The organism is Pseudoduganella sp. S-14 (assembly GCF_049913285.1).
Classification (GTDB): Bacteria; Pseudomonadota; Gammaproteobacteria; order Burkholderiales; family Burkholderiaceae_D; genus Rugamonas.
In genome coordinates, this window is sequence record NZ_CP183991.1 from 3,048,826 (window position 1) to 3,072,859 (window position 24,034).

A 24,034-nucleotide genomic window follows, 5' to 3' on the forward strand; every position below is an offset into this window, starting at 1 on the left:
ATTTGTGCAAAGCACTTATGGAGCCGCGAGCGTCACCACACCAGCCGCCCCCGCGCCGGCTGTACCCGAGCACGCTGTCCTGTTGCGTGGCCTCGACGAACATCTTTCTTCCGACCAGAGCTTCACTTCCAACCTGGCCCGCACCGTCGGCGCTATCGCCGGCACCGAAGGCGCGCTGACCCTGGCCCAATTTGCCGCCGTGACCGACCTGGCCGGCGATGGCCGCGCTTCCGCCGTCTTCACGGCCATCATGCTGAACGCGATCGAATGCGGCATCGGCGTGGACTGGGCCTTGCAGGCCCTGGCCCGTTCCAGCCCGACTGTCGCGGAGCAGGCGCGCCACAAGGCCTTTAACCTGATGAAGCCGCTGTTGGCGCTGCAAGGTACCGCCGCCCGGCCGCTGGCGCAAAAGGTCGCCAAGGCCCTGCACGTCAAGCTGACGCCGGAGCAGTTGTTTGGCCTGCCGCCGGAAGAGGAGCGCCGCTTGCTCAGCAACCTGGGCAACCAGGCGCGCAAGCTGGTCAAGGGCCGCGGCCTGGCCGATGCCGTGGCCGACTTCGGCCGCGCGATGGGCCACGCCGAATTGCTGAACCACGCCCGCGGCTACAACGGAGGCTTGATGAGCCAGGAAGAGCTGCATACCGCCGTCGAGCGTGCGGTGTCCACCATCTGCCAGGGGATCGAGAGTTATCGTGAGCACGAGAGTTCCCCGCTGGCCTGCGAGGCCAGTGCGGCCGCCTTGCTGGCCACCGCACAGCAATTGCGCCAGCAGGTGCAGCAGCGGCTGGCCCTGGTCGATGCGCGCATCGCCTACGAGCGCCGCATGCTGAACCAGGACATCGACGATGTCGTGCATGACGCCGGCAACGCGATCGAACTGGCGCTGGCCTGCCATCCGGAAGCCAGTGAGCGCGCCAGCGGCGAGCAATTCGGCAAGGAAATGGAATCGCGCCTCGACCGCGTGGTGCGGCGCAAGGAAGAAGTGCTGGACTTGCTGCAGCATGACCTGTCGCTGTTCCAGTCCGATATCCGCCTGACCCAGAGCGCCGCCTTTGAGCGCCAGCACCACGCCACCCTGGCGCGGCTGATGCCGCGCATGCGCATCGGCACCCGCCTGGCGCAGACGGTCGACACGGCCGCCAATTTCACCCTGATGGGCAGCGCTGTCGCGGCTGCCGGAACCGGCACTGCGGCCTACCTGTTCGGCGTTGCCGTGGTGCTGCCGGTGGTGGCGCCGGCAGCGCCTTTCGTTGGCGGCGCCGTGCTGCTGGCCGGCGCCTTCAAGTGGTTTGCCGACGCGGGCCGCCGCAAGCGCTCGGAAATCCAGGATCGCCGCCGCGCTTTCGAGGAAGAGCTGCGCAAGCGCTTGCAGGAAGTGCAGGCCGCTTTCGGCCGCCAACTGGACCGCATCGCCTCCAGCTTCCACGAATCGGCCACCCAGCTGCTGACGCCGCTGATGCTCGAGGCCGAAGCTGCCGGGCGCGTGCAGGCAGTCCGCAAACGTATTGCCGATAAGGTCATTTCACAGGCCCAGGGCGCAATTTCACGCTTGCGCTGCGCCATGGCGGCCCACGCCTGAAGTGTTGCGCGAAGGCAATGTATGTGCGTTACCGTACGAAAGTCAGTGTCTTGCTTTGGTACAATAACCTGCGGACAACGCACTTTTTCAACTACTTATATAATCACGACCATGAAGACCCAGCTCTTAGCCGCCGCCATGCTGGCGCTCAGCACTTCTGCTTTCGCCACCGATGTTGGCGTTTCTGTCACCGTCGGCCAGCCAGGCTTCTACGGCCGCATCGACCTTGGCAATATGGCGCCGCCTCCTGTGCTGTACCCGCAGCCAGTGATCATCCAGCGCCCGGCACGTGTCATCGCCGAGCCGCTCTACCTGCGCGTTCCGCCAGGCCATGCTAAAGATTGGGCAAAACACTGCGGCAAATACAATGCTTGCGGCCGCAATGTCTACTTCGTGCGCGACGAGTGGTACACCAACGAGTACGCACCTCGCTACCGCGATGACCACCGTGGCGGCGGCCGCGACTACGACCGCGATGACCGCGGCGATCGCGACGAAGACCACGGCCACGGCCACGGCAAAGGCCACGGCAAGGGCCACGGCAAGCATTAATCCGGTGGCGTGACCGGGCCTGGCCGCCCGCCGCCGACATTTGGGAGAACTGTTTGCAGAGCAAATATGTGATCGTAGGTGGCGGGGCGGGCGGCCTGGAGCTGGCCTGCAAACTGGGCCGCAAACTTGGCCCGCAACAGGTGATGCTGGTTGATAGCCGGCTTTACCACATCTGGAAGCCTTCGCTGCACGAGGTGGCGGCCGGCACCCTGGACATCCACCAGGAAGGCCTGTCCTACCAGATGCTGGCGCACGACAACGGCTTCACCTATGTCTATGGCGCCATGACGGCGCTGGACAGCAAGAGCAGGCACATCACCGTGGCGGCCATTACCAGCGAGGGTGGCGAGACCGTCCTGCCCGAGCGCAGCATCGGCTATGAGTCGCTGACGATAGCCGTCGGTAGTACCTCCAATTATTTCAACGTGCCCGGCGCGGCCGAAAACACCATTTCCCTTAACGCGACCGAGGATGCGGAACGCTTCCGCCTGACCCTGCTCAAGCTGCTGACGCGCGCCGCGCTGCAGAAAAGTGCGCAGCAGGGCGCTTCCGGCGTCGACGTCGTGATCATCGGCGGCGGTGCCACCGGCGTCGAGCTGGCGGCCGAATTGCGTGAAGCCAGCGGCGTCTACACCTCGTATGGCTTTGGCCACCTCGACCCGGTGCGCGACGTGCGCATCACCTTGCTGGAGGGCGCGCCGCGCATCCTGGCGCCGCTGCCCGAACGCGTGTCGAACGCTGCGCTGAAGCTGCTCAACGAACGCGGCATCAAGGTCGTCACCGATTGCCGCGTCACTGCGATTGCCGAAGACCATGTGTCGGTCGGCGCGCAGAGCTATCCATCGGATATCGTGGTGTGGGCAGCCGGGATCAAGGCGCCGGCCTTCCTGGCCTCGCTTGGCTTGCCGACTGCCAAGGGCGGCCAGATCGAAGTAACCGGCGAGCTGCAGGTCAAGGGCGTGCCCGGCGTGTATGCATTGGGCGATTGCGCGCAGTGCCTCGGCGCCGATGGCAAGCCCGTGCCGCCGCGGGCCCAGGCTGCGCACCAGCAGGCCGACTACCTGCTCGAGACGTTCATGCGCCAGGTCAAAGGCAGGGCGCCGCAAGGCAAGCCATACGCCTACCGTGACTATGGTTCGCTGGTGTCGTTCGGCCAGTCGACCTCGGTTGGCAGCCTGATGGGATCGCTGCGCGGCTTCAGCTGGTTTGTCGAGGGCTTCTTCGCGCGCATGATGTATGTCAGCCTGCACCTCTTGCATCACCAGGCTGTGCTCGGGACCATCCGTACCGGCGTGCTGGCCGTGGCGCGCTTCCTCGTCAAACGGGCCACGCCGCTGGTCAAGCTGCATTGAGGGCGCTGCTCGCGGGCGCTGCGGGCGCGGTGTTGCTGGGAGGATGCTACAACCGTGCCACCGAGCTTTCCGAGCTCTCGCACCATCATGCGACAGTGGCCGGCCGCGTGGCGGCCCTGGAATGCCATAACGATGGCCGGTGGTGGTATGAATTCGAGCTGGAAGGCAAGCGCCGCCGTGGCCCGGTGCACGAGCCGGACGGCTGCAGGCAGCGCAAGCTGGGCGACAACATCACCGTGTATTACAACCCTGCGGCGCCGGACGTGCACCGCGCCGTCGCACCTGCGACGGCGTACCGGCAGGAACACGGCTTCCATGTGCCGGTATGGCTCTGGTTTGGACTCGGCGCCCTGGCGCTGCCGCTCTCGGCCTGGATGGCGCTCAAGCGCGGCAGCAAGCCCTAATGCTCAGCAGACGGGCGGCTTGGGCAGGGTGACGGTCAGCATGGCGCCCTGGTTGCTGTTGGCGGCCAGCGACAGCGAGCCGCCCAGGAAGATGGCGCGCTCGCGTATCATGCGCAAGCCGTGGTGTTCTTGCCAGTCGCCATCCGCGGCGGTGGACGGCCGCAGGCCGATGCCGTCGTCTTTCACCACCAGGGCAATGCAGTCATCCATATCGTCGACAATCACGTCGACCTTGCTGGCGCGGGCGTGGGTGGCCACGTTGCGCAAGCCTTCTTCCGCCGCGCGCAGCAGCACCACGCGGTGGGCGCGCGGGCAGGCCGGTTCGTCATCCGGCAGGCTGCAGTGGGCCTTCATCAAGTGTTCGGCGCCGAACTGGGCGACCAGTTCGCCCAGCGCCACCCGCAAGCCGAGAAATTCCAGCTTGTCGTTCCACAGCTTGTGCTGCATGCCGCGGTTGGTTTCGATGATGTTGTGCAGCAGGTTCTTCATCTGGGCAGCGCGGTCGAGCAGGGCCGGCTCTTGCGGCAGCTTGGATGTCAACAGGCCGAGGTGCATGGTCAGGGCCGTCAGCGAAGAGCCGAGGCTGTCGTGCATCTGGCGCGACAGGGCGCGCCGTTCTTCGTCCCAGCAATTGTTGACGTAACCCAGCAGCTCCCGCAGTTCGGCGGCGTCCGTGTTAGCAGACATATGTTTGGTAGTTCATGTTTATTGCCTTGATCATACATGAGGATGGTCGTGGGGTGGCGCACATACAGCCAGCAGTGCGCCTGTCAATCTGAGAGCTCACCAGAGGAGATGAAAAATGAAAGATGCCATTGCCTTGTTGAAACAGGACCATGCCAACGTCAAAGCCATGTTCAAGGAATTCGAGGGACTGGGTGAGCGTGCCTTCACCAGCAAAAAGAAGCTGGCCGACAAGATTTGCCTGGAACTGACCAGGCACGCCACGGCGGAAGAGGAACTCTTTTATCCGGCTGTGCGCGCGGCCTCGAAAGAGGCCGAGGACCTGGTCGACGAGGCGACAGTCGAACATTCCAGCGCCAAGGACCTGATCGCGCAGATCGGCGAAATGGACCCGCATGACGAGCTGTTCGACGCCAAGGTCAAGGTGCTGGGCGAATACATCAACCACCACGTCAAGGAAGAAGAGGGCGAGATGTTCCCGCTGGCGAAGAAGGCCGCCCTTGACCTGCAAGCCCTGGCGCGCGAAATCGAAGCGCGCAAGGAGGAAATCGAGTTCGTGCCGCCGCGCATGCCGCAGGCACGCGGCGGCCAGGCCGGACGCGTGCGTGCCTGATCAGGAACGCATGGTGGCAGGGGTGCGCGCCAGGCACTGGTCGATGGCGCGCAAGAGCTGCTCGACGTCGACCGGCTTCACCAGGTGCATGTCGAAGCCGGCATCCATCACGCGGCGCTGGTCGTCCGCCAGGCCGTAGCCGGTCAGGGCGATCAGCCGGATGTGGTGGGTTTCCGGGTTGGCGCGCATGCGGCGCGCCACTTCATAGCCATCGATGCCGGGCAGGCCGATGTCGACCAGCGCGATGTCGGGCCGCTCTGCCGCGGCCTTGGCCAGGCCCTGGAAGCCGTCGGCCGCATGCTGCACCGGGTAGCCGTAGCAGCCCAGCATCATGGCCATCATTTCACGGCCGTCGTCGTTATCCTCGACCAGCAGCACGGCTGGCTTCGGCTGTTCGCTTGTGTCCATGGGGGGTGCCTTTGGTTCAATCACTTGCTCGATGCAGGGCAGGTGCAGGGTGAAGGTGCTGCCTTCGCCCGGGCCGTCGCTTTCAGCATACACATTGCCGCCATGTAGTTCCACCAGCCGCCGCACCAGCGACAGCCCGATGCCGAGGCCGCCTTGCGCGCGGTCCAGCGTGCTGGCTCCTTGCACGAAGACATCGAACACCTTCGGCAGCAGCTCGCCAGAAATACCGACGCCGCTGTCGTGCACGCTGATCGTCACTTCGCCTTCGTCCACGTCGCTCAGCAGTTCAATGCGCCCGCCGGGCGGCGTATATTTCAGGGCGTTGTCCAGCAGGTTGCTGATGACTTGTTCAAGGCGCGTCGCGTCGCCATTGACCCAGCAGGGCGCGATGTCGACGGCGACGTGATAGTCATCAAGCCGGCCGGTGGCGCGAAAGGTTTCCAGCGTGGTCCTGAGCAGGGCCGACAGATCGAGCGGCAGGCGATTGAGCAGGATCTTGCCCGACATGGCGCGACTGAGGTCAAGCAAGTCGTCCACGATACGGCCCAGGTGCCGGCTCTGGCGCTGGATGATTTTTTTCGCGTGGCTCACGCTGTCGGCGTTTACGCCCGGCAAGCCGATCAGCGAGGCGGCACTGCTGATGGCCGACAGCGGGTTGCGCAACTCATGGCCCAGCATGGCGAGGAATTCGTCCTTGGCGTGGCTGGCGCGTTCGGCGCTCTTGCGTTCCTCGATTTCGCGCAGCAGGCGCTGGTTGCTGGCGATCAGGTCAGTGGTGCGCTGGCTCAGCTGGCGCGCCTGGCGCCGCAGTTCTTCGTTCTTGGTGGCCAGCGACACGAAGACGCTGATCTTGGCATACAGGACTTGCGGGATCACCGGCGTGAACAGGAAATCGACCGCGCCTTTCTGGTAGGCTTTCAGCCGGTCCAGTTCATCGGCCACGAAGGCGGTGATGAAAATGATGGGAATGTCCGATGAACGCGGGCGCTGGTGGATCGCTTCCGCCGTTTCAAAGCCGTCCATTCCTGGCATGTTCACATCGAGCAAGATCACGGCAAAGTCGTGCGTGAGCACCTCGCGCAAGGCTTCCTCGCCAGAGCGTGCGGCGACGACTTCGTAGCTCTCTTGCGCTGCCCACTGCTCAAGCAGGTTCGTCAGGGCGAAGAGACTGTTGGCGTCGTCATTGACGACGAGGATCTTGGGCTTGTCCACCAGTCTGATCATAGCCGTGCCCCTTTACCGTGTCAAAAGAACACATGCCAATCGAACACGTGCTGTGTACGCACGCGCACAGTCAGGCGGCAGCCCTGCTGCCATAGTGAAAACTCGTCCAATGGAGGAGTGACCATGAATATCGACACCATCGTTGACAAAGAGTATGTGGACAAGAGTTTCCGTGAATTGGCCGAGGCTCCCGTGAGCGCCTTGCGCGGCCTGAGCCCGAAAGATGCCAAGGCGCTGCATGCCGCGTTCGGCGTGCGCACCGTGCGCGAATTTGCGCAGCTCAATTTCGTGCGCTGGGCATGTGCCATTTCAATCCTGGCCGACGAAGAACAACTGGCGCCTGCCGAAAAGGCCAAGGAAGAATTGCTGGACGATGCAGTCGAAATGACTTTCCCGGCCAGCGATCCGATCTCGGTCGATGCCGGTATCACGCGCATTGAAGTGGCGCCGGAGAAAGTCGACGCACAGCAAGACCACCAGCATGCCGGCAAGGTGGAGGAGTCGACAGAGATTGGCCGCGAGGCGGAAACCACGTCGTGACGGCCTGGCGGCCTGGCCTTGCGGGCCGCCCGCATCGGCTGCCGGCATCACGCAGCCGTGACCTGTACCTGCGCCTGCGGCGAAAGCGCCGCGTCAGTGTGCGCGGCCGCGCAATAGCGGTTCTTGCCGGTGCGCTTGGCTTCGTACAGCGCGGCATCGGCCACATGCATCAGGTTGTCGACCGTGCTGGCATCGTCAGGGTAGAGCGCGATGCCGAGGCTGGTCGATAGCTGCAGCGTCAGGCCATTCACCATATACGGCTGGGCCACCACCTCGATCAGCTTGCTGGCCGGCTCTTGCGCATCGGCCAGGGTGCCGACATCGCCCAGCACGATCACGAATTCATCGCCGCCGATGCGCGCCACCGTATCTTCCTTGCGCGCGGAGTTGACCAGGCGCTGCGCTACCTGCTTGAGGATTTCATCGCCATAGGCGTGGCCATGGGTATCGTTGACGGCCTTGAAGCCATCGAGGTCGAGGTACATGACCGCGGCGCGGCGTTGCTGGCGCGCGGCGTGCTGCACGGCGGTGGCAATGCGGTCTTCCAGCAAGCGGCGATTGGGCAGGCCGGTCAGCGGGTCGTGCAGCGCCAGTTCCTGCTGTTGCTTGCTGTAGGAGGCAAGCTCCTTGTACAGCAGGCGCACCTCCAGCATATTGTGTATGCGCTTGTGCACCTCGAGCAGGTCGAAAGGCTTGCTGATGAAGTCGCGGGCGCCGGCTTCCAGCGCCGCGATCTTGAAGCTGGGCTGGGCCGTCAGGGCCAGCACCGGCAGGTAGCCTTCCTGCTCGATTTCCTTCAGGCCTTTCATGACCTGGAAACCATTCAGTTCCGGCATTTGCAGGTCGAGCAAGATCAGATCGTAACGATGCTGGCGGTGCAGGGGGCAAACCTGCTCCGGCAACATGGTGGCCGTCACATTGGTGTAACCGGCATCGCGCAGGATCTCCAACATCAGGTCGATGTTGTCGGCGCAATCGTCAACTACCAAGATCTTGGCATTCAGGATCTCATCAGGGCTTGGCATGGCGGTCTCGGGAACTGGACTCTCAGTGTATCTTGCGACAGTTTGCCGCGGCGCACGTGTCATTAACCAGTCTAGCAAAGATTTCACCAGTTTCTTGTAGGACATATTCCCGTGCAGGGGTAGTCCTCAACCACTCTTGCTGGCCAGGCAGACGCGCTCGATAGTGGCTACCAGTTCGGAAGGTTCTATGGGCTTGGGCACGTGGTCGAGGAAGCCCGATTCAAGTGCAGTGAGGCGGTCTTCCGGACGGGCGAAGGCGGTCAGGGCGATGGCGGGCACGGCGCCGCCGCGGGCAGGGCCGAGCGCGCGAATGCGTGACAACAATTCAAATCCGTCAACATCGGGCATGCCGATATCGCTGACCAGCAAGTCATAGCGGCCGGCGCGGGCCAGGGCAATGGCTTCGGCGGCAGTGGCCGCTGGCTGCACCTCGCAGTTGCAATCGCGCAAGATTCGGCTGATCAACTCGCGCGCATCGGCTTCGTCGTCAACCAGCAACACTTTCAGGCCGTCCAGGTCGCGCAAGCCCAGGTCGGGCAAGGGCGCGCTCTCGCTGCGCGGCGGACTGTGCATGCGCGCGGCGCGGATTTCGCCGCTTGCCAGCGGCAGCCGCACGCTGAAACTGGAGCCCATGCCTTCGCCTTCGCTGGCTGCCGAGACCGTGCCGCCGTGCTGTTCCACCAGGTGCTTGACGATGGACAGGCCCAGCCCGAGCCCGCCGTGCCGCCGCGTGGTCGAGGCGTCGGCCTGGCGGAAGCGCTCGAAGACATGGGGCAGGAATTCGTGGCGAATGCCCAGGCCGTTGTCGGTGACCGTGATGTCGACATGGCCTTCCTGCGCCCAGATCGAAGCGCGCACCGTGCCGCCGCGCGGCGTGAACTTGAGCGCGTTGGTGAGCAGGTTCCACACCACCTGCTGCAGGCGGTTGGCGTCGCCTGCCACATGGCCGGTGGGGGAGAAGTCGCGCTCCAGGCGGATGCCCTTGGCTTCGGCGGCCGGGCGCACCGCTTCCAGCGCGGCATCGACCACCACGGAAGGCAGCAGCAGCTTCATGTCCAGCAACACTTTGCCGGAAGTGATGCGGCCCATGTCCAGCAAGTCCTCGATCAGCTGCGCCTGGGCGCGCGCGTTGCGCTCGATGGTTTCCAGGCCGCGCAATTGTTCTTCGGGCGTGCGGTTGCCGCGCCGCAGTACCTGCGCCCAGCCGAGGATGGCGGTCAGCGGCGTGCGCAGTTCGTGCGACAGCGTGGCCAGGAATTCGTCCTTCATCTGGCTGCTGCGTTCAGCTTCGGCGCGCGCGCTGCGTTCGCGGTCCAGCAGCACCTTGCGCTCTTCGGCGGCGCGCTGTGCGGCGTCGACCATGCGCGCATTGTCGATCGCGATGCCGGCCTGGGCGGCCACGCCGCTGACGATGCGCTCGGTGCGCTCGTTGAACATATTCGGCTCGGGGTGGCCGAAAAACAGCGTGCCGACCACTTCGCCCGCGCGTGCCAGCACCGGCACGGCCAGGCCGCTGCGCACTTGCGGATGCGGCAGTCCCTGGAAATCGTCCGGCGGCGCGCCCGACAGCGTGTGCATGGCCTGCTTGGCGTCGTCGCCATCGGCGCCATGGTAGAAGAAGGCGCCAAAGCGCGCCCCGGAAATGCTGGTGGCGGCATCGGTGACATCCTGCAGCAGCGAATGCAGGTCGCGGTTCTGCACCAGTGCAGTGCCAGTGCTGTTCAGCAGTTCCAGGATATTGGTTTCATCGCGCAGCTGCTCCTGCACCCGCTTGACCTGGTCGACGTCGGTGCTGGTGCCGAACCAGCGCAGGATGCGGCCGCTGGCGTCGCGCATGGGGTTGGCGCGCGTCAGGAACCAGCGGTACTGGCCATCGCGCGCGCGGATCGGGAATTCCATTTCGAAGGGGCGGCCGGTTTCCACCGAAAGGCGCCAGTGCGCCAGCATGGCGGGGATGGCTTCCGGCGCATATACCTGGCGCCAGCCGTCGCCCAGCATGTGCTGGTCGTCCGTGCCGGTGTATTCCTGCCAGCGCTCGTTGTACCACATCATGGCGCCGTCGCTGCTGGCGATCCAGGCCAGTTGCGGAATGCTGTTGGCCAGCGCGCGCAATTCCTCTTCGCTGTTGCGCAGGGCGTCTTCGGTGGACTTGCGCGCCGTAATGTCCTGCATCATGCCGATCACGCCGCGCAGCTGTCCATCTTCGCTGAAATCGCCATGGCCGATCACGGACAGCCAGCAGGTAGAGCCATCGCGGTGGCGGATGCGGCATTCGACATTGAAATCGCGCCGCGCCTGGACGGCATCGGTGAAAGCCTGTTCGACCACCTCGAAATCTTCGGCTGCAATGCGGTCGCGCAGCACCGGCCAGGTAATCGGGATCTCAGCTGGCAGCTCGAAGATTTCCGCGGCGCGGCGGCCCAGGCGCACCAGGTTGGTGGCAGCGTTCCACTCCCAGTCGCCGAGGCGGCCGGCCGCCAGCGCTACTTGCAGGCGGTTGGTGCTCTCGCGTAGCCCGCGTTCGTGCAGCTTGCGCTGGTGGATATCGAGCAGCAGGCAGGTCATGCCCAGTGGCGATGGCCAGGCGCGCACTTCGAGCCAGCGCTGGCTGGGCTGGTAAAACAGTTCGCAGGTGGCGGGCAAGCCTTGTTCGAGGGTGCGGCGCAGCGGCGGCTCCAGCGCGCCGCCAGCCAGGGCAGGAAAGGCGCGCCACAATAGCTGGCCGCGCGGATCGTGCAGGAGTGGAACCTGCGGCAGCAGCATTTCGGCTGCTTTCGGGTTCAGGTATTGGACGGTCCAGTCCCTGGCAATGACGGCAAAGCCGTCACCCATGCTATCCAGTACGTTGTGCGTGCGGGGATCGGGACTCATAACGTTCGATTGTAGCCTTGACAAGCAACTTGCCGACGCACTATTGATTAGTGCAAGCCTTGCAATACCTGCTGGAGCTGTTCGATGTCATACGGCTTTTGCATCGATACGGCTGGGAAGTCGAGGTGGCTGGTCAAAGACTGGCTGTAGCCTGAAGCAAAGATGATGCGCAGGCGTGGCTGGCGCTTGAGGGCGGTGCGGCCCAGTTCGACGCCGCTCATGCCAGGCAGGCTGACGTCGCTGAACAGCACGTCATACTCCTTCTCGGCCAGCAGTTGGAGCGCGGCTTCGCCGTTGGCTGCGGCGCTGACCTCATGGCCGAAGGCGCGCAGCATCTCGCACACGAGGTATTGGGCGTCCTGGTTATCTTCCACCACCAGGATACGCAAGTGGCCGTCATTGGCAGCGGCGGCGGGCAAGGGCGCAGCGCTGGCCGGGGCCAGCGTGCACAAAATGCCGGCTACCGCGTTATCGGCGTGGCGCACCGGCGTGTAATGCAGGTCGAAGCTTGCCTCGACCATGCGGCCGTCGCGCCACAGCTTGAGCGGCTGGCGCGGGAAGACCAGGCTTTGCCCGGCCCAGGCTTGTTCGATCGCTGGCGGGTTCCAGCTCCAGGCCGAGGGTGGCACGGCAGGGACGGTGCCGCCGGGCGGCACTGCACTGGCGGTGCCGACATTACTGGCGTAGGCCTGGTTGTAGAGCATGACTTGCCGGCTGCTCCACATTAGCAGCATCGGCAGCGGCGTGTTGAGCATGATGTCCAGCACCAGGCGCAAGGCCTGGGGCCAGGTCTCCTGCGGGCCGAGGTCGGCGCGCGACCAGTCCTGGGTTGCCATGCTTTCACCTGCGATTTGCGCCATGTTGTATCAGTGCCGGGATGTCAATATGGGCAATGCTACACCAAGGGCGACAAAAAAAAAGGTTCATCGCGGATTAGCGGGATGACCATGCTGTAAACGCAAGAGAGCAGTAAGGAAGAGTTATTGTGTTTGTGCGACCAAACCCTTTAACCAACCCACTGCTCTCATGCCAAATCATAGTCTCAGCCTCCCTTTCTGGGAAGGCTTTCGCATTTCATCTCTGGAAATTGCTGGTAGCCGGCTTCGTTTGCGGTTAATTGCCGATCCAGGCTCGCCCCTGATCTGCTCAAATTGCGGTGCCCGTGCATCAGTGATCCATGAAACCGTCTGGCGGACGGTGCGCGATCTACCGATGGCTGGCATGGCTGTATTTCTGAGCGTTGCCGTCAATCGGTTGCGCTGCCCCGGTTGTTGTCGATGCTGCACCCAGCACATTAGTTGGCTCGATCGGCATTCACGCGTGTCGCGGCGCTTGGCGCAGTTCGTTGCGCACTGGAGTGAGAAACTACCGATTGCTCACGTTTGCGAACTCACTGGGCTTCATTGGGGAACCGTCCGTCAGATACACCGCTTGGATCTGGAGCGTAGGGTGGCGGCCTTGCCGCCACCCCAGCCGACAAGGCTGGTCATGGATGAATTCGCGCTGTTCAAAGGGCATCGTTACGCGACAGTGGTGCTGGATGCAGACACTCGGCGCGTAATTTGGGTCTGTGAGGGGCGTAGTAGAGAAGCGATCCGGCCATTCTTTGCCTGGCTTGGCCCTGAACGCTGTCGGCGCATTCGAGCGGTGGCGATGGATATGAATACCGCATTTGACCTCGAGGTGAAACATCACTGTCGAAGAGCCAGGGTTGTCTATGACCTGTTCCACGTCATCGCTAAATATGGCCGCGAGGTCATTGATCGGGTGCGGGTCGATGAAGCGAATCGGCTGCGCGACGATAAGGCCGGTCGCCAGTATGTAAAGCGTGCACGGTGGCTGCTACTACGCAACGTCGATAATGTGCCGTCAGACCAGAGGCCGAAACTCACTGAGCTTCTGACGGCGAACCAGGCGCTGATGACAGTCTATGTAATGAAGGCGAGCTTGAAGGAACTCTGGACACCAACTGATCCCTGGCGCTGGCGATCGGCTTGGCGCATCTGGCAAGCCATGGCTAAAAGCAGCGCCATCGAACCGCTGATCCGCTTCGCCAGAAGGCTAAGCCTCTACTGGAAGGGCATTTTGGCCCGCATGCGCTGGCCTATGCATACCGGCCAGCTCGAGGGTATTAACAACAAGATCAAGGTTATGAAACGGATGGCATATGGTTACCGCGACTCTGACTTCTTCTTCCTGAAGATCAAAGCCGCGTTTCCCGGGAATCCGTGAAGAACCAAAAAAAAGGCCCGCTATCTGCGGGCCCGAATTCTATTTTCTTGGAGGAGAATAGAGGAGACAGATGAATGATGCTGCATCGCGGAATAAAGATCCAATTTCGATTCATGATGAGAGAAATGCGTTTCATGAATGAAGTAATAATGTCTGTAAAGCAATAAAAGAAAATGTTTCGCGAGACTGGACAAGCGGAAAACACCCACATATAATGCTGCCTCCTTGCACAGGATACTGCGCAGGAAAGAGCCGGAAACGCCGGTTTCGCCTAGGAAAGTTGAGCAGAACGTAAGCTTTCCAAAACGAAATTCATGCGATATAATCCTGCTTCTTAAGCGGCTGTAGCTCAGCTGGATAGAGTACTTGGCTACGAACCAAGGGGTCGTGGGTTCGATTCCTGCCAGCCGCACCAGAATTTGTGAGATGTTTGTGCCCTTCGCTGTCGAGCGAAGGGAGTAGCAGGAAGTTGGTAGTATGCATAACTGACTGTTATAATTTAGTTTTTGCGGCTGTAGCTCAGCTGGATAGAGTACTTGGCTACGAACCAAGGGGTCGTGGGTTCGATTCCTGCCAGCCGCACCAGATTTAGTAAGTGTTGTACCCGCCGCTGTCGAGCGGCGAGGAAGAAGCAGTTTTTGCGGCTGTAGCTCAGCTGGATAGAGTACTTGGCTACGAACCAAGGGGTCGTGGGTTCGATTCCTGCCAGCCGCGCCAAATTGAAAGGGTCCATACCGGGAGGTGTGGACCCTTTTTCCTTTTTGCCTTTTGCGGCATATACTTCAGGCATGAACCAGCTCACTCATGCCACCGGCGCCGCCGTCCTGCTGCTCGCTTCGGCCAACGCCTTTGCCGCCGCCACCGTCAGTTTTGTCGATATCGGCAAGATGACCGACGTGCCGCACGACTTCCAGAAGCGCGAAGACATGCAGTTCCTGTTCCGCGAACACCTCGCGCTGCTGTCGGAAAAACTGCCGGCAGGACAGGTGCTGAAAGTCGATTTTCTCGACATCGACCTGGCCGGCGATGAATTTCCCCGCGTAGCCGTGCGCGACATCCGGGTACTGAAAGGCCAGGCCGACTGGCCGCGCATGCACCTGCGCTACAGCATCGAGCAGGATGGCAAGGTGATCAGCAGTGGCGAGAGCAAGCTGTCCGACCCCGGCTACCTGATGGGGGCGAACAGCTATAACCGCGACCTGTACGGCCACGAAAAGCAAATGCTCGACGACTGGTTCCGGAAGGAAGTCCTCAAGCAGCGCTGATCCGCGTCATGTCCGTGCCCTGAATACCAGGCCGGCCAGCAGCTTGCACAGTTCATCAAAAAGGGTGGGTTCCTTGTTGTTCATTTGCGTTTCCTTTCTACCAAAGGTCTGAGTAAGCGCATTGTGAACTGTTTCATTGTTGGGATAAATACTTATAATTGAATTGAGTATCCCAAAAATGGAGCAATGAATGGATAGGCTGCACCATATGCGTCTTTTCGTCGAAGTGGCCAAGCGCAAGAGTTTCCGCGCCGCCGCCGAGGCGTTGGACATGTCAAATTCCACCCTGTCGCGCAATATCGCGGAACTGGAAAAGTCCATCGGGCTGCGCCTGCTGCACCGCTCGACGCGCAAGGTGGAACTGACCGAGGCCGGCGAGGCCTATTTCAAGCGTTGCCAGGGCATCGTGGAAGAAGCCATGAGTGCCCACGAGGCGCTGCTGGACTGGTCGGAAAAGCCGGCCGGCATCCTGCGCGTGACCATGACTTCCAGTTTCGGCGTCGGCTACCTGGCGCCGGTGCTGACGGAATTCGCCGACATGTACCCCGACATCAAGATGGAGTTCGATATTTCGTCGCGTACCGTGGACCTGCAGTCGGAACCGTTCGACGTGGCGATCCGCATGGGCCAGCCGCCGACCGCGCCGTCGACCCTCGTGGTGCGGCGCATTGCGATGATGCCGCGCTATCTGTACGCCTCGCCGGTCTACCTGGCCAGGATGCCGCCGCTGGAACACGCCTGCGACCTGGTGCAGCACACCATGTGCGGCCGGTCTTTCTCCAGCCGGCTGCCTGATATCTGGCGCAAGCTGTATCGCGGCGAGGAAGTGGTGGAGGTGATGGCGCACTCGCGCTACGCCACCAATAGCGCGGCGCTCAGCATGTCGTTTGCGGCCAATGGCCTGTGCATTTCGGCGCTGGATCCGCTGCTGGCGAAGCAGGAAGTGCAGGCCGGCCGCCTGCAGCGCGTGCTGCCGGACTGGCATATGGAGCCGGTCATGGTGCATGCGTTGACAGAAACGCGCCACCTGCCGGCGCGCACGCGGCTGTTCATCGACTTCCTGCGCCAGCGCCTGGGGGCGGGTTAGCGTTCAGCCGCCGCCGATCCCTTCGATAATGCGCCCGCTGCCGCCGCAGTTGGGGCATTGCTTGCCGTCCGGCGTCTTGCCGGAGCCGCTGCAGACGGGGCAGATGCCTTCGCCGCTGCCGGGCGTTCCCGGCGCCGCCTCATCGCCGGGGTTGAGGGGCTGCTGGGTGGCTGCTTGGTTCATGGCTGCGATCCTCCTCGCTGCACACTGCCATGTGCAACAGATTTCGTCTGTTGCTTGGCTAACGGAGAGCAATCGGCATTACAATGCCTGCATCACCCGACTGGAGAATGCGCCATGGCCACGCTGATCCGACACCGAAAGACCCGCATCATCACCCTTGATGCCGACGATGACTTGCACGAGCATTGCAAACCAAGGGACATTGCCCTGGTTCCCGACCCGGCGGGATGGTGGACCTACTTCATTGGCGAGGACGGCTCGGTCGAACGCTACGACATCCCCTTCGCTACCTACAACGAGGCGCTGTGGTCGGCCAAGGCTGCCGCAGAATTCGACGCGCAATAAGCCCGGGAACCTATGCCTGACACCTCCATCCTGGTAATCGAAGACGACGAACATATCGGCCAAATCCTGACCTTCATCCTGCAGCGGCAAGGCTACCAGACCACTCTTGCCGCCGATGGCCTGGCGGCGCGCAAGGCCATCGTCTCAAGCCCCACGCCACCATCGCTGGTGCTGCTGGACGTAATGCTTCCCTATATCGACGGTTTCGAACTGGTGCACATCATTCGCCAACGCGAAGGCTGGAAAGAAGTGCCGATCGTGATGCTAACCGCCAAACATACCGAAAAAGACATTGTGCGTGCGCTCGACGCGGGGGCCAACGATTATGTCGTCAAGCCGTTCCAGCCGAATGAACTGCTGGCGCGCGTGCGCCGCTACCTGAAGGGGCAGGAATGAAGGCCGCCGTCCTTGCTGTACTGGCTTGCGGTGCCTTGCCGGCTGCCGCCCAGACCACCATCGGGATTAGCCACGGGATCGACAACCTGAGCGGGCCTGCCGCGAACTGGCATGAGACTTCGCTGGCCATGCGCCATCAGCTCGCTCAGCGGATGGGCTTTGGCGGCGGCGTCACTCGCATCGAGCGTTTCGGCATCAGCGAAACCCAGTTCAGCGCCGGCGCCGACATGCCGCTGTCCGACAGCCTGACTGCCTCGGTTGACGGCAACGTCAGCAGCGAGCACCGGATCCTGGCGCGCCACGCCCTGGGCGCGAGCTTGCAGTACGAGTTTGCCAAGGGCTGGCTGGTGCATGGCGGAGGGCGCAGCAGCAGCTACAACGATGTCCACGTCAACCAGAGCCTGCTGATGCTGGAACGCTATGTCGGCAATTACAGCTTTTCCGGCGCCTGGCGCGCGGCGCGCGCCTTCGGTACGACAGCGCACAGCGGCGAGCTGCGCGGCAGCTATTACTACAGCGACCGTAGCGCGGTCGGAGTGTCTTTTGCAGTGGGCAAGGAAGCAGCAAATATCGCCGGTACCACGCGCCTGACCAGCGTGCAATCGGCTGCCCTGGTGGGGCGGCACTGGCTTGACCAGCGTTGGGCCGTCACTTATGCCCTGGCATCTACGCGCCAGGGGGACTTCTACGTGCGCAACGGGGCCAATCTTGGACTACAGGCTGCCTTCTGATGTCTACCTGCAGGTCGCATTCTGGACCGGTGCCTGCGCGCTGGCGTTGACCGTACTGGTCGGGCTGCAGATCATCTGGCTGCGCCTGTCGATGCGCCGCACGCAGCGCCGCGAACAGGAGCTCACCCTGAAATGGCGCCCTTTGCTGAACGCCGCCATTGCGGGCGAGCCGGTGGGAAACCTGCCCGAACTGCCGCAGCGCGACAGCTTGCTGTTCATGAAGCTCTGGCTGCATTTGCAGCAGGCGGTGCGCGGCGAGGCGAGCGAAGGCCTGAACGGCATTGCACGCCGCCTGGGCTGCGACGAGCAGGCGAGAGGGTTGCTGGCGGGCGGCAACCGAGCCGAGAGACTGCTGGCGATCCTGGCGCTTGGGCATATGCGCGACAAGGAATCCTGGGCGGCCCTGGCCCGTACCGCGCACAGCGCCGACAGTGCTTCCTCTGTTCACGCACTGTGGGCCATGGTGCAAACCGATGCCGCGCGGGCGGCGCATGAAATGGCGCCCTTGCTGTTGCGGCGCGACGACTGGCCGCTGTCCCAGCTGGCCAATATCCTGCAGAACGCGCGCGCCGAATGGCAGCCGGTGCTGGCGGATGCCCTGGCGCGCGTGACGCCCGCCGAGTTGCCGCAAGCGCTGCGCCTGGTGGCAGCCTTGCGCATGGACCTGCCGCTGGCGCAGCTGCGCGGCTACCTCGCCAGCAGCAACCCGGAGGTGGTGCTGGCTGCATTGCGGCTGGCAAGCATACCCGGCGTGGTCGATGAAGTACGCCGCCACCTGGCCAGCGCGGATTGGCGGGTGCGCCTGCAGGCAGTGCGGGCGCTGGGCGAGACGGGAGACCGCAGCGACGTGGCCCGCTTGCGGGACATGTTGTCGGATCCGCAGTGGTGGGTGCGCTACCGCGCCGCGCAAGCCTTGCTGGGATTGCCCTTCCTGACGAAAGAAGAGCTGGCCGAGCTGCGCAACGCCGGCGACCGCTATGCGGCCGACATGATAGCGCAGGTGACGGCGGAACAGGAGGCCACCGCATGACGCCCAATCCGCTCGTGATCCAGATCATCTCGATCAGCGTGCTGGTGTACTTCGTGCTGTTGAATGGCGGCTACCTGATGCTGAACTTCCTGGCCATGTATGCGCTACGGCGGCGCTCCCAGGAGGCGATCCTGGACGACTTGCCCCAGGTGTATTCGGCGCTGGAACCGCCGATCAGCATTGTCGTGCCGGCCTACAACGAGGAAGCGACCATCGTCACCTCGATCCGCTCGATGCTGCAGCTTTCCTATTCGGAGATGGAAGTCATCGTCATCAACGACGGTTCCACCGATCGTACGCTGCAGGTGATGATCGACGAGTTTGCACTGGTGCCCTTCCCGGAGGCTTACCGCATCCAGCTCGAGACCAAACCAGTGAATGCGATCTACCGCTCCACCCGCTTTCCCAACCTGCGCGTGGTGGACAAGGTCAACGGCGGCAAGGCCGATTCGACCAATGCCGGCGTCAATGCGGCGCGCTATCCGCTGTTCTGCTGCGTCGACGCCGATTCGATCCTGCAGCGCGACAGCCTGCAGCGGCTGGTGCGGCCCTTCCTGGGCGACCCGCTGATGGTGGCAACCGGCGGCACGGTGCGCATCGCCAATGGCTGCGAAGTGCGCGGCGGCTTCCTGACCCGGGTCGGCATGCCGAAAAATCCCTGGGCCTTGTTCCAGGTGGTTGAATACCTGCGTGCCTTCATGTTCGGCCGCATGGGCTGGTCGGTCATCAACGGCATGCTGATCATCTCGGGCGCCTTTGGCCTGTTCCGCAAGGATACCGTGGTGGCCGTCGGCGGCTATAACCCGAAGGCGATCGGCGAGGACATGGAGCTGGTGGTGCGCATGCACCGCAAGCTGCGCGCGCGCGGGGTGCCGTACAGGATCGAGTTCGTGCCGGACCCTGTGTGCTGGACGGAAGCGCCGGAAGACCGCAAGCAGTTGCGCAACCAGCGCATCCGCTGGTCGCGCGGCCTGTCCGAGAGCCTCACCAGCAACTGGGGCCTGATGTTCAGCCGCCACGGCGGCGTGGCAGGCTGGATGGCTTTCCCGTTCTTCCTGCTGTTCGAGTGGCTGGGACCCTTCGTCGAGCTGTTTGGCTACCTCTTCATGGCTGTCGCCTGGTGGCAGGGCTGGGTATCCTGGGAATCGTTCGGAATCTTCCTGTTCCTGGCGATCGGGCTGGGCATCCTGCTGTCGGCCTTCGGCTTGCTGCTGGAGGAGATTTCCTTCCACCTGTACCCGCGCCCGAGCCATTTGCTGATCCTGGCGGCAGTCGTCGTGCTGGAAAACTTCGGCTACCGGCAGATCAACAGCTGGTGGCGCCTGATCGGCCTGTATAAATGGGCGCGCGGCGCGGAGGCCAAGTGGGGCGTGATGACTCGCAAGGCCGACTGGCAGCGCGACGTCAGTTAAAGCGCGGGCAGGGTCACGTAGAAGGTCGTGCCGCGGCCTTCTTCCGTGTCGAAACCGATGATGCCGCCATGCTGCTCGGCGATGGCGCGGCAAATCGCCAAGCCCAGGCCCGTGCCGCCTTTCAGGCGCGTGTCAGAGCTGTCGGCCTGGGCGAATTTGGCGAAGACGCGCGCCTGGAATGCTTCCGGAATCCCCGGCCCGTTGTCGCTGACCGATAACCTGATACCTGCCGGTACTTCGCTGCAGGCCAGCGTCACGGAATTGTATTGCGGCGAATACTTGATGGCATTGGACAGCAGGTTGACCAGCAATTGCACCAGGCGGTCGTGATCGCCGCGCACGCGCAGGCCCCGGCCGCTGCCCGCGCGTTCCAGTGCAACCGGGCGCTGGGCCGCGCTGCCGCGCACCGCGTCGATGGCTTCGTCCAGCAGCGGCGCGATCTCCAGTTCGTCGCTGCGAAATTCCATCTTGCCCGCTTCGATCTTCTCGATATCGAGCACGTCGTTCACCAGCCGTACCAGTCTTTCGCTGCTCTGGTAGGCGATGTTGACCAGGTGCTGCACGTCCGGCGGCAATTCGCCGGCGCCGCCTTCAACCAGCATCGACAGCGAGGCGCGGATCGACGTCATCGGCGTGCGCAGCTCGTGCGAGACGGTGGCGATGAATTCGTTCTTCATCTCTTCGACCTGGCGCCGTTCCGAAATGTCGTGCAGGAACACGCAGAACAGGCCGTTTGCCGGGCGGCTGATGCTGGCTTCCACCGTCAGTTCCTCGCCGTCGCGCCGGATCAGGGTGCGCTGCACGCGGCGGCCAAAATCGGGCGCTTCGCTGGCGCGCGCCGCTGCCAGGGCGGCCTCTTGCTGCGCGCGAAAACGCTGCGGCACCAGCATCTCGATATAGCTCTTGCCTACCGCTTGCTGGCGCGACCAGCCGAACATATGCTCGGCAGCCGGGTTCCAGTCGGTGATATAGCCGTCCGGGCCGACCGCGATAAAGGCGTCCTGCGCGGTTTCGATAATGGCGGCGATGCGCTGCATGGCATCGCGCAACTGGCTGGTACGGGCGCTGACCCGGCCTTCCAGATTGGCGACCAGGGAATTCAGGGTGCGCGACAGCGCCTGCACCTCGGCGTAAGGCGCCAGTTGCGGCAATTCCGCGGCAGCACCGTGCCGGATGCGGTCTGCAGCATCGGCCAGTTCGCGCAGCGGCCGGGCAATGCGGCTGGCGAGGGGGAAGGCCAGCAACGGGAACAGGGCCGCCATCCCAATGCCCAGCCACCAGGCGTGCCGCTGCAGGGCGCGCACCGGCGCCCAGGCGGTATCGACACGCTGGCGCACCAGCACCGTCCAGCCCAGGCCGGGGTAGCTGGAGTGGCCGCGTGTGCGTGCGTAGCCGACCAGGTAGTCGGCGCCATCGGGCCAGCGCTCCACCTGGTAGCCGTTGACCTGGCTTGGCAGCGGCAGGGGTCTGGACTGCAGGCCGTCCGGCCCGAGCAGCACCTTGCCGTTGCGGTCGACGATGATCGCCTGCACTGCGCGGTGCGCGCTGGCCGGTTCGATCACGGAGCGTTCCAGCTCGCGCGCCCATTGCCATGACAGGTGGGCGCCCAGCACGCCGCTGCCGTCGGCCAGGGGGAAGGCCAGGTCGACAAAGCGCTGCGCCTGCGCGTCCAGCGCGGGCAGCAGCCTGGCCAGCATGACGGCATCGTGGACGTCGCCCACGAAGGCGCCGGCCTGGGCGTTGCGGTACCAGGGGCGTTCGCTGACGTCGAAGTTTTCCAGCAAGGCGCCGGTGGCGGCCAGCACTTTGCCGTCGCGTCCGGTGACGCCTAGCCAGGCATAGTGGGGGTAGCTGCGCTGGTGCTGCTCCAGCGTGACACGGCGCGCTGCCGGCGATGCGGCGGCGCCCATGTCGGGACGCTGCGCCAGCAACTGCACTTCGCGATAGCGCTCGAACATATTGCGATCGAGCTTGTCGGCCGCCTGCTGCGCCAGGTCGGACAGCGCATTGCCGATATCTGCCTTGACCTGGTTGCCGGCCGTGCGCGCGATGATGGCGGCCAGGACAGCGCCCATGAAGATCGCCAGCGCGCAAAAGGCGACGGCAAGATAGGTGCCGATTCCCGCCCTGGCACGGGTGCGCTTCATGCTACGCGGTTGGCCGGATGGCCGGCGATGAAGGCTTCGATATTGTCGATCAGCTGGTCCGCCAGGCCTTGCATGGCTTGCCCGCTGGCCCAGGCCGAATGCGGCGTGAGCAGGAAATTCGGCAGACGCAGGCGCAGCAGGGGATTGTCCGGCACCGGCGGCTCCTTCGACAGCACGTCGAAGCCCGCGCCGGCGATCACGCCGCGTTGCAAGGCGTCCGCCAGTGCCGCTTCGTCCACCAGGCCGCCGCGCGCGGTATTGACCAGGATGGCGCTGGGCTTCATGCGTTCCAGTTCGGCTGCGCCGATGATATTGCGGGTGGCATCGGTCAGCGGCGCGTGCAGGCTTAATACGTCGGACGTCTCCAGCAGTTCGTCCCAGCTCACGTTGCGCACGTTCGGGTCGTCGGCCGGGGTGCGGGTGTGCACCAGCACTTCCATGCCGAAGGCGCGGCCAAGGTGCGCGACTTGCTTGCCCAGGTCACCGTAGCCCAGCAGGCCCAGGCGGCTGCCGTGCAGGTCGCGGATGGGATGATGGAACAGGCAGAAGCGCGGGGACTTTTCCCACAGGCCTGCTTCGACGTCGGCGCGGTAGGCCAGCAGCTGGCGGCGCAGCGCCAGGATCAGGGCGAAGGTATGTTCCGGCACGGCGGCATGGGCGTAGCCCTGGATATTCGACACCACGATGGCGCGCTCGCGCGCCGCCGCCAGGTCGATGATGTCGGTGCCGGTGGCCGCCACCGCAATCATTTTCAGGCCGGGCAGGGCGGCCAGCGCTTCGGCGCGCAACGGCACTTTGTTGGTGATGGCGACCGTGGCGCCACGCAGGCGTTCGATCGCCTCGGCGGCCGTGGAAGCGGGATATTCGGCCCATTCGTGGGCAAACGATGGGCGCCGGATGTCGGCAATGATGCTGTCGCGGTCCAGGAAAACGAGTCGTTCGGTCATACAGTCAACTCCACAGGGAGGGAAGCGGCCAAAGGGCGCAGCCGCATTTGCGGATGGCTGGCCATCAGGTCCGCCACCCATTCAACGAACACCCGCACCTTGGCCGACAGGTGGCGGTTTTGCGGGTACACCACGTGGATCGGCAGGGGATCGGTGACCCAGTCCTCCAGCACGCGCACCAGGCGGCCGTCCCTGCCGTGATTGCCCAGTTGTACGTCGGTCATCATGATGATGCCCAGGCCCGCCAGCCCGGCTTGCAGGTAGGCGTTCGAATCGTTCAGTGCCACCACGCCCGGCAGCATCATTTCTATGCGCTCGCCGTCGCGCGTGTAGTCCCAGTTGTATATTTTGCCAGTCTTGGACGAGAAATAGTTCACGCAGCGATGCCGTTCGAGGTCGCGCGGGTGGGTCGGGATGCCGAAGCGCTCCAGGTAGGAGGGCGCCGCGCAAGTCACGAAATTGAGCAGGCCGACGCGCCGCGCAATCAGGGTCGAATCGGCCAATTGGCCACCCCGCACTGCACAATCGACTCCTTCTTCGATCAAATCGACAGGACGGTCGCTGCAACCGAGTTCGAGCTGGATATCGGGGTACTGTTCAAAGAACGAGGGCAGGGCGGGCACCAGGATTTCGTTCGACAGCCCGGTTGGCGCGTCGACCCGCAAGCGCCCGCTTGGACTCAGGCGGGTGCGCGACAGCGACTCCTCCGCATCCTTCACGTCGGCCAGGATGCGCAAGCATCTTTCATAGTAGGCAGCGCCGTCTGCGGTGACGGAAACGTGGCGCGTGGTCCGGTGCAGCAGCTTGACCGACAGCGCCGATTCGAGCCCGGCCACCAGCGTGGAGACGGTGGCCTTGGGCAGTTGCAGGGCTTCGGACGCGCGCGTGAAGCCGCCGGCATCAACCACCTGTACGAAGACTTCCATTGCTTGGAGCTTATTCATGAGTTCGCCTTCATTGTTCGAGATTCTGAACAATCAATTCAACATTAATGTATTTTTCTTATT

23 protein-coding genes and 3 tRNA genes are annotated in these 24,034 nt (G+C 63.5%); 17 read left to right on the plus strand and 9 right to left on the minus strand.

Features of this window, described 5'->3' with window-relative positions; genetic code table 11:
* Positions 1-4: 4 nt before the first annotated feature.
* From ACN9MZ_RS14010 to ACN9MZ_RS14025, 4 genes are all read left to right on the plus strand, one after another.
* Entirely contained in the window at positions 5-1,579 is a 1,575-nt protein-coding gene (locus ACN9MZ_RS14010; RefSeq protein WP_426342700.1) for a hypothetical protein, read from the plus strand.
* Between the two features lie 111 nt (positions 1,580-1,690).
* Positions 1,691-2,131: a hypothetical protein gene (locus tag ACN9MZ_RS14015; protein ID WP_426342701.1), complete on the plus strand. Its 441-nt coding sequence runs from the start codon at positions 1,691-1,693 to the stop codon at positions 2,129-2,131.
* A 53-nt stretch (positions 2,132-2,184) separates the two neighbouring features.
* The gene (locus ACN9MZ_RS14020) at positions 2,185-3,483 is read left to right on the plus strand and encodes an NAD(P)/FAD-dependent oxidoreductase (RefSeq protein ID WP_426342702.1); all 1,299 of its coding nucleotides are present in this window, start codon (positions 2,185-2,187) and stop codon (positions 3,481-3,483) included.
* Positions 3,480-3,887 (plus strand): hypothetical protein, encoded by a 408-nt coding sequence (locus ACN9MZ_RS14025; protein WP_426342703.1) that lies wholly within the window; start codon positions 3,480-3,482, stop codon positions 3,885-3,887. Before ACN9MZ_RS14020 ends, ACN9MZ_RS14025 begins: the two co-directional genes overlap by 4 nt.
* 3 nt (positions 3,888-3,890) lie before the next feature.
* Here the strand turns inward: ACN9MZ_RS14025 and ACN9MZ_RS14030 are convergent, their stop codons facing one another.
* Positions 3,891-4,574 carry a sensor histidine kinase gene (locus ACN9MZ_RS14030; RefSeq protein WP_426342704.1) on the minus strand — a complete coding sequence of 228 codons (684 nt, stop codon included), beginning with the start codon at positions 4,572-4,574 and terminating at the stop codon, positions 3,891-3,893.
* 115 nt (positions 4,575-4,689) lie between these two features.
* Here ACN9MZ_RS14030 and ACN9MZ_RS14035 point away from each other — a divergent pair, with 115 nt between their 5' ends.
* Positions 4,690-5,184, plus strand: coding sequence for a hemerythrin domain-containing protein (locus ACN9MZ_RS14035; RefSeq protein WP_426342705.1), 495 nt, complete (start codon positions 4,690-4,692; stop codon positions 5,182-5,184).
* Here the strand turns inward: ACN9MZ_RS14035 and ACN9MZ_RS14040 are convergent, their stop codons facing one another.
* A complete protein-coding gene (locus tag ACN9MZ_RS14040; RefSeq protein ID WP_426342706.1) occupies positions 5,185-6,816 on the minus strand; it encodes a response regulator in 1,632 nt (543 codons plus the stop codon).
* Between the two features lie 123 nt (positions 6,817-6,939).
* On the opposite strand from ACN9MZ_RS14040, the gene ACN9MZ_RS14045 reads away from it, so the two are divergent.
* Positions 6,940-7,356: a hypothetical protein gene (locus ACN9MZ_RS14045; protein WP_426342707.1), complete on the plus strand. Its 417-nt coding sequence runs from the start codon at positions 6,940-6,942 to the stop codon at positions 7,354-7,356.
* 47 nt (positions 7,357-7,403) lie between these two features.
* On the opposite strand, the gene ACN9MZ_RS14050 is transcribed toward ACN9MZ_RS14045, so the two are convergent.
* From ACN9MZ_RS14050 to ACN9MZ_RS14060, 3 genes are all read right to left on the minus strand, one after another.
* A complete protein-coding gene (locus ACN9MZ_RS14050) occupies positions 7,404-8,381 on the minus strand; it encodes a diguanylate cyclase domain-containing protein (RefSeq protein ID WP_426342708.1) in 978 nt (325 codons plus the stop codon).
* Between the two features lie 126 nt (positions 8,382-8,507).
* Positions 8,508-11,252: an ATP-binding protein gene (locus ACN9MZ_RS14055; RefSeq protein WP_426342709.1), complete on the minus strand. Its 2,745-nt coding sequence runs from the start codon at positions 11,250-11,252 to the stop codon at positions 8,508-8,510.
* A gap of 47 nt (positions 11,253-11,299) precedes the next feature.
* Positions 11,300-12,088 carry a response regulator gene (locus ACN9MZ_RS14060; protein ID WP_426342710.1) on the minus strand — a complete coding sequence of 263 codons (789 nt, stop codon included), beginning with the start codon at positions 12,086-12,088 and terminating at the stop codon, positions 11,300-11,302.
* Between the two features lie 190 nt (positions 12,089-12,278).
* Between ACN9MZ_RS14060 and ACN9MZ_RS14065 the strand changes: the two genes are divergently transcribed.
* From ACN9MZ_RS14065 to ACN9MZ_RS14090, 6 genes are all read left to right on the plus strand, one after another.
* Positions 12,279-13,484, plus strand: coding sequence for an ISL3 family transposase (locus ACN9MZ_RS14065; RefSeq protein WP_426340241.1), 1,206 nt, complete (start codon positions 12,279-12,281; stop codon positions 13,482-13,484).
* 338 nt (positions 13,485-13,822) lie between these two features.
* A tRNA-Arg gene (locus ACN9MZ_RS14070) sits at positions 13,823-13,899 on the plus strand.
* A gap of 93 nt (positions 13,900-13,992) precedes the next feature.
* Positions 13,993-14,069 (plus strand) — tRNA-Arg (locus ACN9MZ_RS14075).
* A 55-nt stretch (positions 14,070-14,124) separates the two neighbouring features.
* Positions 14,125-14,201 (plus strand) — tRNA-Arg (locus tag ACN9MZ_RS14080).
* Between the two features lie 71 nt (positions 14,202-14,272).
* Positions 14,273-14,749, plus strand: a complete 477-nt coding sequence (locus ACN9MZ_RS14085) for a DUF3016 domain-containing protein (RefSeq protein ID WP_426342711.1) — start codon at positions 14,273-14,275, stop codon at positions 14,747-14,749.
* A 190-nt stretch (positions 14,750-14,939) separates the two neighbouring features.
* A complete protein-coding gene (locus ACN9MZ_RS14090; protein WP_426342712.1) occupies positions 14,940-15,836 on the plus strand; it encodes a LysR family transcriptional regulator in 897 nt (298 codons plus the stop codon).
* A gap of 3 nt (positions 15,837-15,839) precedes the next feature.
* Here ACN9MZ_RS14090 and ACN9MZ_RS14095 read toward each other — a convergent pair whose 3' ends face one another.
* A complete protein-coding gene (locus ACN9MZ_RS14095; RefSeq protein ID WP_426171769.1) occupies positions 15,840-16,019 on the minus strand; it encodes a hypothetical protein in 180 nt (59 codons plus the stop codon).
* 114 nt (positions 16,020-16,133) lie between these two features.
* Here ACN9MZ_RS14095 and ACN9MZ_RS14100 point away from each other — a divergent pair, with 114 nt between their 5' ends.
* The 5 genes from ACN9MZ_RS14100 to ACN9MZ_RS14120 are packed head-to-tail and all read left to right on the plus strand — an operon-like array spanning position 16,134 to position 19,933.
* On the plus strand, positions 16,134-16,364 hold the full coding sequence (locus ACN9MZ_RS14100; protein WP_426342713.1) for a hypothetical protein: 231 nt from the start codon (positions 16,134-16,136) through the stop codon (positions 16,362-16,364).
* A 12-nt stretch (positions 16,365-16,376) separates the two neighbouring features.
* Positions 16,377-16,760 (plus strand): response regulator transcription factor, encoded by a 384-nt coding sequence (locus tag ACN9MZ_RS14105; protein WP_426342714.1) that lies wholly within the window; start codon positions 16,377-16,379, stop codon positions 16,758-16,760.
* A complete protein-coding gene (locus ACN9MZ_RS14110) occupies positions 16,757-17,491 on the plus strand; it encodes a YaiO family outer membrane beta-barrel protein (RefSeq protein WP_426342715.1) in 735 nt (244 codons plus the stop codon). The genes ACN9MZ_RS14105 and ACN9MZ_RS14110 overlap by 4 nt, the downstream gene beginning before the upstream one ends.
* A complete protein-coding gene (locus ACN9MZ_RS14115; protein ID WP_426342716.1) occupies positions 17,469-18,521 on the plus strand; it encodes a HEAT repeat domain-containing protein in 1,053 nt (350 codons plus the stop codon). The genes ACN9MZ_RS14110 and ACN9MZ_RS14115 overlap by 23 nt, the downstream gene beginning before the upstream one ends.
* Positions 18,518-19,933: a glycosyltransferase family 2 protein gene (locus ACN9MZ_RS14120; protein ID WP_426342717.1), complete on the plus strand. Its 1,416-nt coding sequence runs from the start codon at positions 18,518-18,520 to the stop codon at positions 19,931-19,933. Before ACN9MZ_RS14115 ends, ACN9MZ_RS14120 begins: the two co-directional genes overlap by 4 nt.
* Here the strand turns inward: ACN9MZ_RS14120 and ACN9MZ_RS14125 are convergent.
* Genes ACN9MZ_RS14125 through ACN9MZ_RS14135 form a run of 3 tightly spaced genes read right to left on the minus strand, consistent with a single transcriptional unit; the run spans position 19,930 to position 23,971 of the window.
* A complete protein-coding gene (locus ACN9MZ_RS14125) occupies positions 19,930-22,080 on the minus strand; it encodes an ATP-binding protein (RefSeq protein ID WP_426342718.1) in 2,151 nt (716 codons plus the stop codon). The two genes, ACN9MZ_RS14120 and ACN9MZ_RS14125, sit on opposite strands and share 4 nt — an antisense overlap.
* The gene (locus tag ACN9MZ_RS14130; RefSeq protein ID WP_426342719.1) at positions 22,077-23,027 is read right to left on the minus strand and encodes a D-2-hydroxyacid dehydrogenase; all 951 of its coding nucleotides are present in this window, start codon (positions 23,025-23,027) and stop codon (positions 22,077-22,079) included. The genes ACN9MZ_RS14125 and ACN9MZ_RS14130 overlap by 4 nt, the downstream gene beginning before the upstream one ends.
* Positions 23,024-23,971, minus strand: coding sequence for a LysR family transcriptional regulator (locus ACN9MZ_RS14135; RefSeq protein WP_426342720.1), 948 nt, complete (start codon positions 23,969-23,971; stop codon positions 23,024-23,026). The genes ACN9MZ_RS14130 and ACN9MZ_RS14135 overlap by 4 nt, the downstream gene beginning before the upstream one ends.
* Positions 23,972-24,034 lie beyond the last annotated feature (63 nt).

Bases quoted from the DNA above. Each gene is read 5' to 3' on its own strand.
- ACN9MZ_RS14100 (WP_426342713.1), top strand. From the start codon at position 16,134: ATGGCCACGCTGATCCGACACCGAAAGACCCGCATCATCACCCTTGAT.
- ACN9MZ_RS14050 (WP_426342708.1), bottom strand. From the start codon at position 8,381: ATGCCAAGCCCTGATGAGATCCTGAATGCCAAGATCTTGGTAGTTGAC.
- ACN9MZ_RS14060 (WP_426342710.1), bottom strand. From the start codon at position 12,088: ATGGCAACCCAGGACTGGTCGCGCGCCGACCTCGGCCCGCAGGAGACC.
- ACN9MZ_RS14135 (WP_426342720.1), bottom strand. From the start codon at position 23,971: ATGAATAAGCTCCAAGCAATGGAAGTCTTCGTACAGGTGGTTGATGCC.
- ACN9MZ_RS14015 (WP_426342701.1), top strand. From the start codon at position 1,691: ATGAAGACCCAGCTCTTAGCCGCCGCCATGCTGGCGCTCAGCACTTCT.
- ACN9MZ_RS14045 (WP_426342707.1), top strand. From the start codon at position 6,940: ATGAATATCGACACCATCGTTGACAAAGAGTATGTGGACAAGAGTTTC.
- ACN9MZ_RS14110 (WP_426342715.1), top strand. From the start codon at position 16,757: ATGAAGGCCGCCGTCCTTGCTGTACTGGCTTGCGGTGCCTTGCCGGCT.
- ACN9MZ_RS14030 (WP_426342704.1), bottom strand. From the start codon at position 4,574: ATGTCTGCTAACACGGACGCCGCCGAACTGCGGGAGCTGCTGGGTTAC.
- ACN9MZ_RS14120 (WP_426342717.1), top strand. From the start codon at position 18,518: ATGACGCCCAATCCGCTCGTGATCCAGATCATCTCGATCAGCGTGCTG.
- ACN9MZ_RS14130 (WP_426342719.1), bottom strand. From the start codon at position 23,027: ATGACCGAACGACTCGTTTTCCTGGACCGCGACAGCATCATTGCCGAC.
- ACN9MZ_RS14095 (WP_426171769.1), bottom strand. From the start codon at position 16,019: ATGAACCAAGCAGCCACCCAGCAGCCCCTCAACCCCGGCGATGAGGCG.
- ACN9MZ_RS14090 (WP_426342712.1), top strand. From the start codon at position 14,940: ATGGATAGGCTGCACCATATGCGTCTTTTCGTCGAAGTGGCCAAGCGC.
- ACN9MZ_RS14055 (WP_426342709.1), bottom strand. From the start codon at position 11,252: ATGAGTCCCGATCCCCGCACGCACAACGTACTGGATAGCATGGGTGAC.
- ACN9MZ_RS14065 (WP_426340241.1), top strand. From the start codon at position 12,279: ATGCCAAATCATAGTCTCAGCCTCCCTTTCTGGGAAGGCTTTCGCATT.
- ACN9MZ_RS14105 (WP_426342714.1), top strand. From the start codon at position 16,377: ATGCCTGACACCTCCATCCTGGTAATCGAAGACGACGAACATATCGGC.
- ACN9MZ_RS14040 (WP_426342706.1), bottom strand. From the start codon at position 6,816: ATGATCAGACTGGTGGACAAGCCCAAGATCCTCGTCGTCAATGACGAC.
- ACN9MZ_RS14125 (WP_426342718.1), bottom strand. From the start codon at position 22,080: ATGAAGCGCACCCGTGCCAGGGCGGGAATCGGCACCTATCTTGCCGTC.
- ACN9MZ_RS14085 (WP_426342711.1), top strand. From the start codon at position 14,273: ATGAACCAGCTCACTCATGCCACCGGCGCCGCCGTCCTGCTGCTCGCT.
- ACN9MZ_RS14035 (WP_426342705.1), top strand. From the start codon at position 4,690: ATGAAAGATGCCATTGCCTTGTTGAAACAGGACCATGCCAACGTCAAA.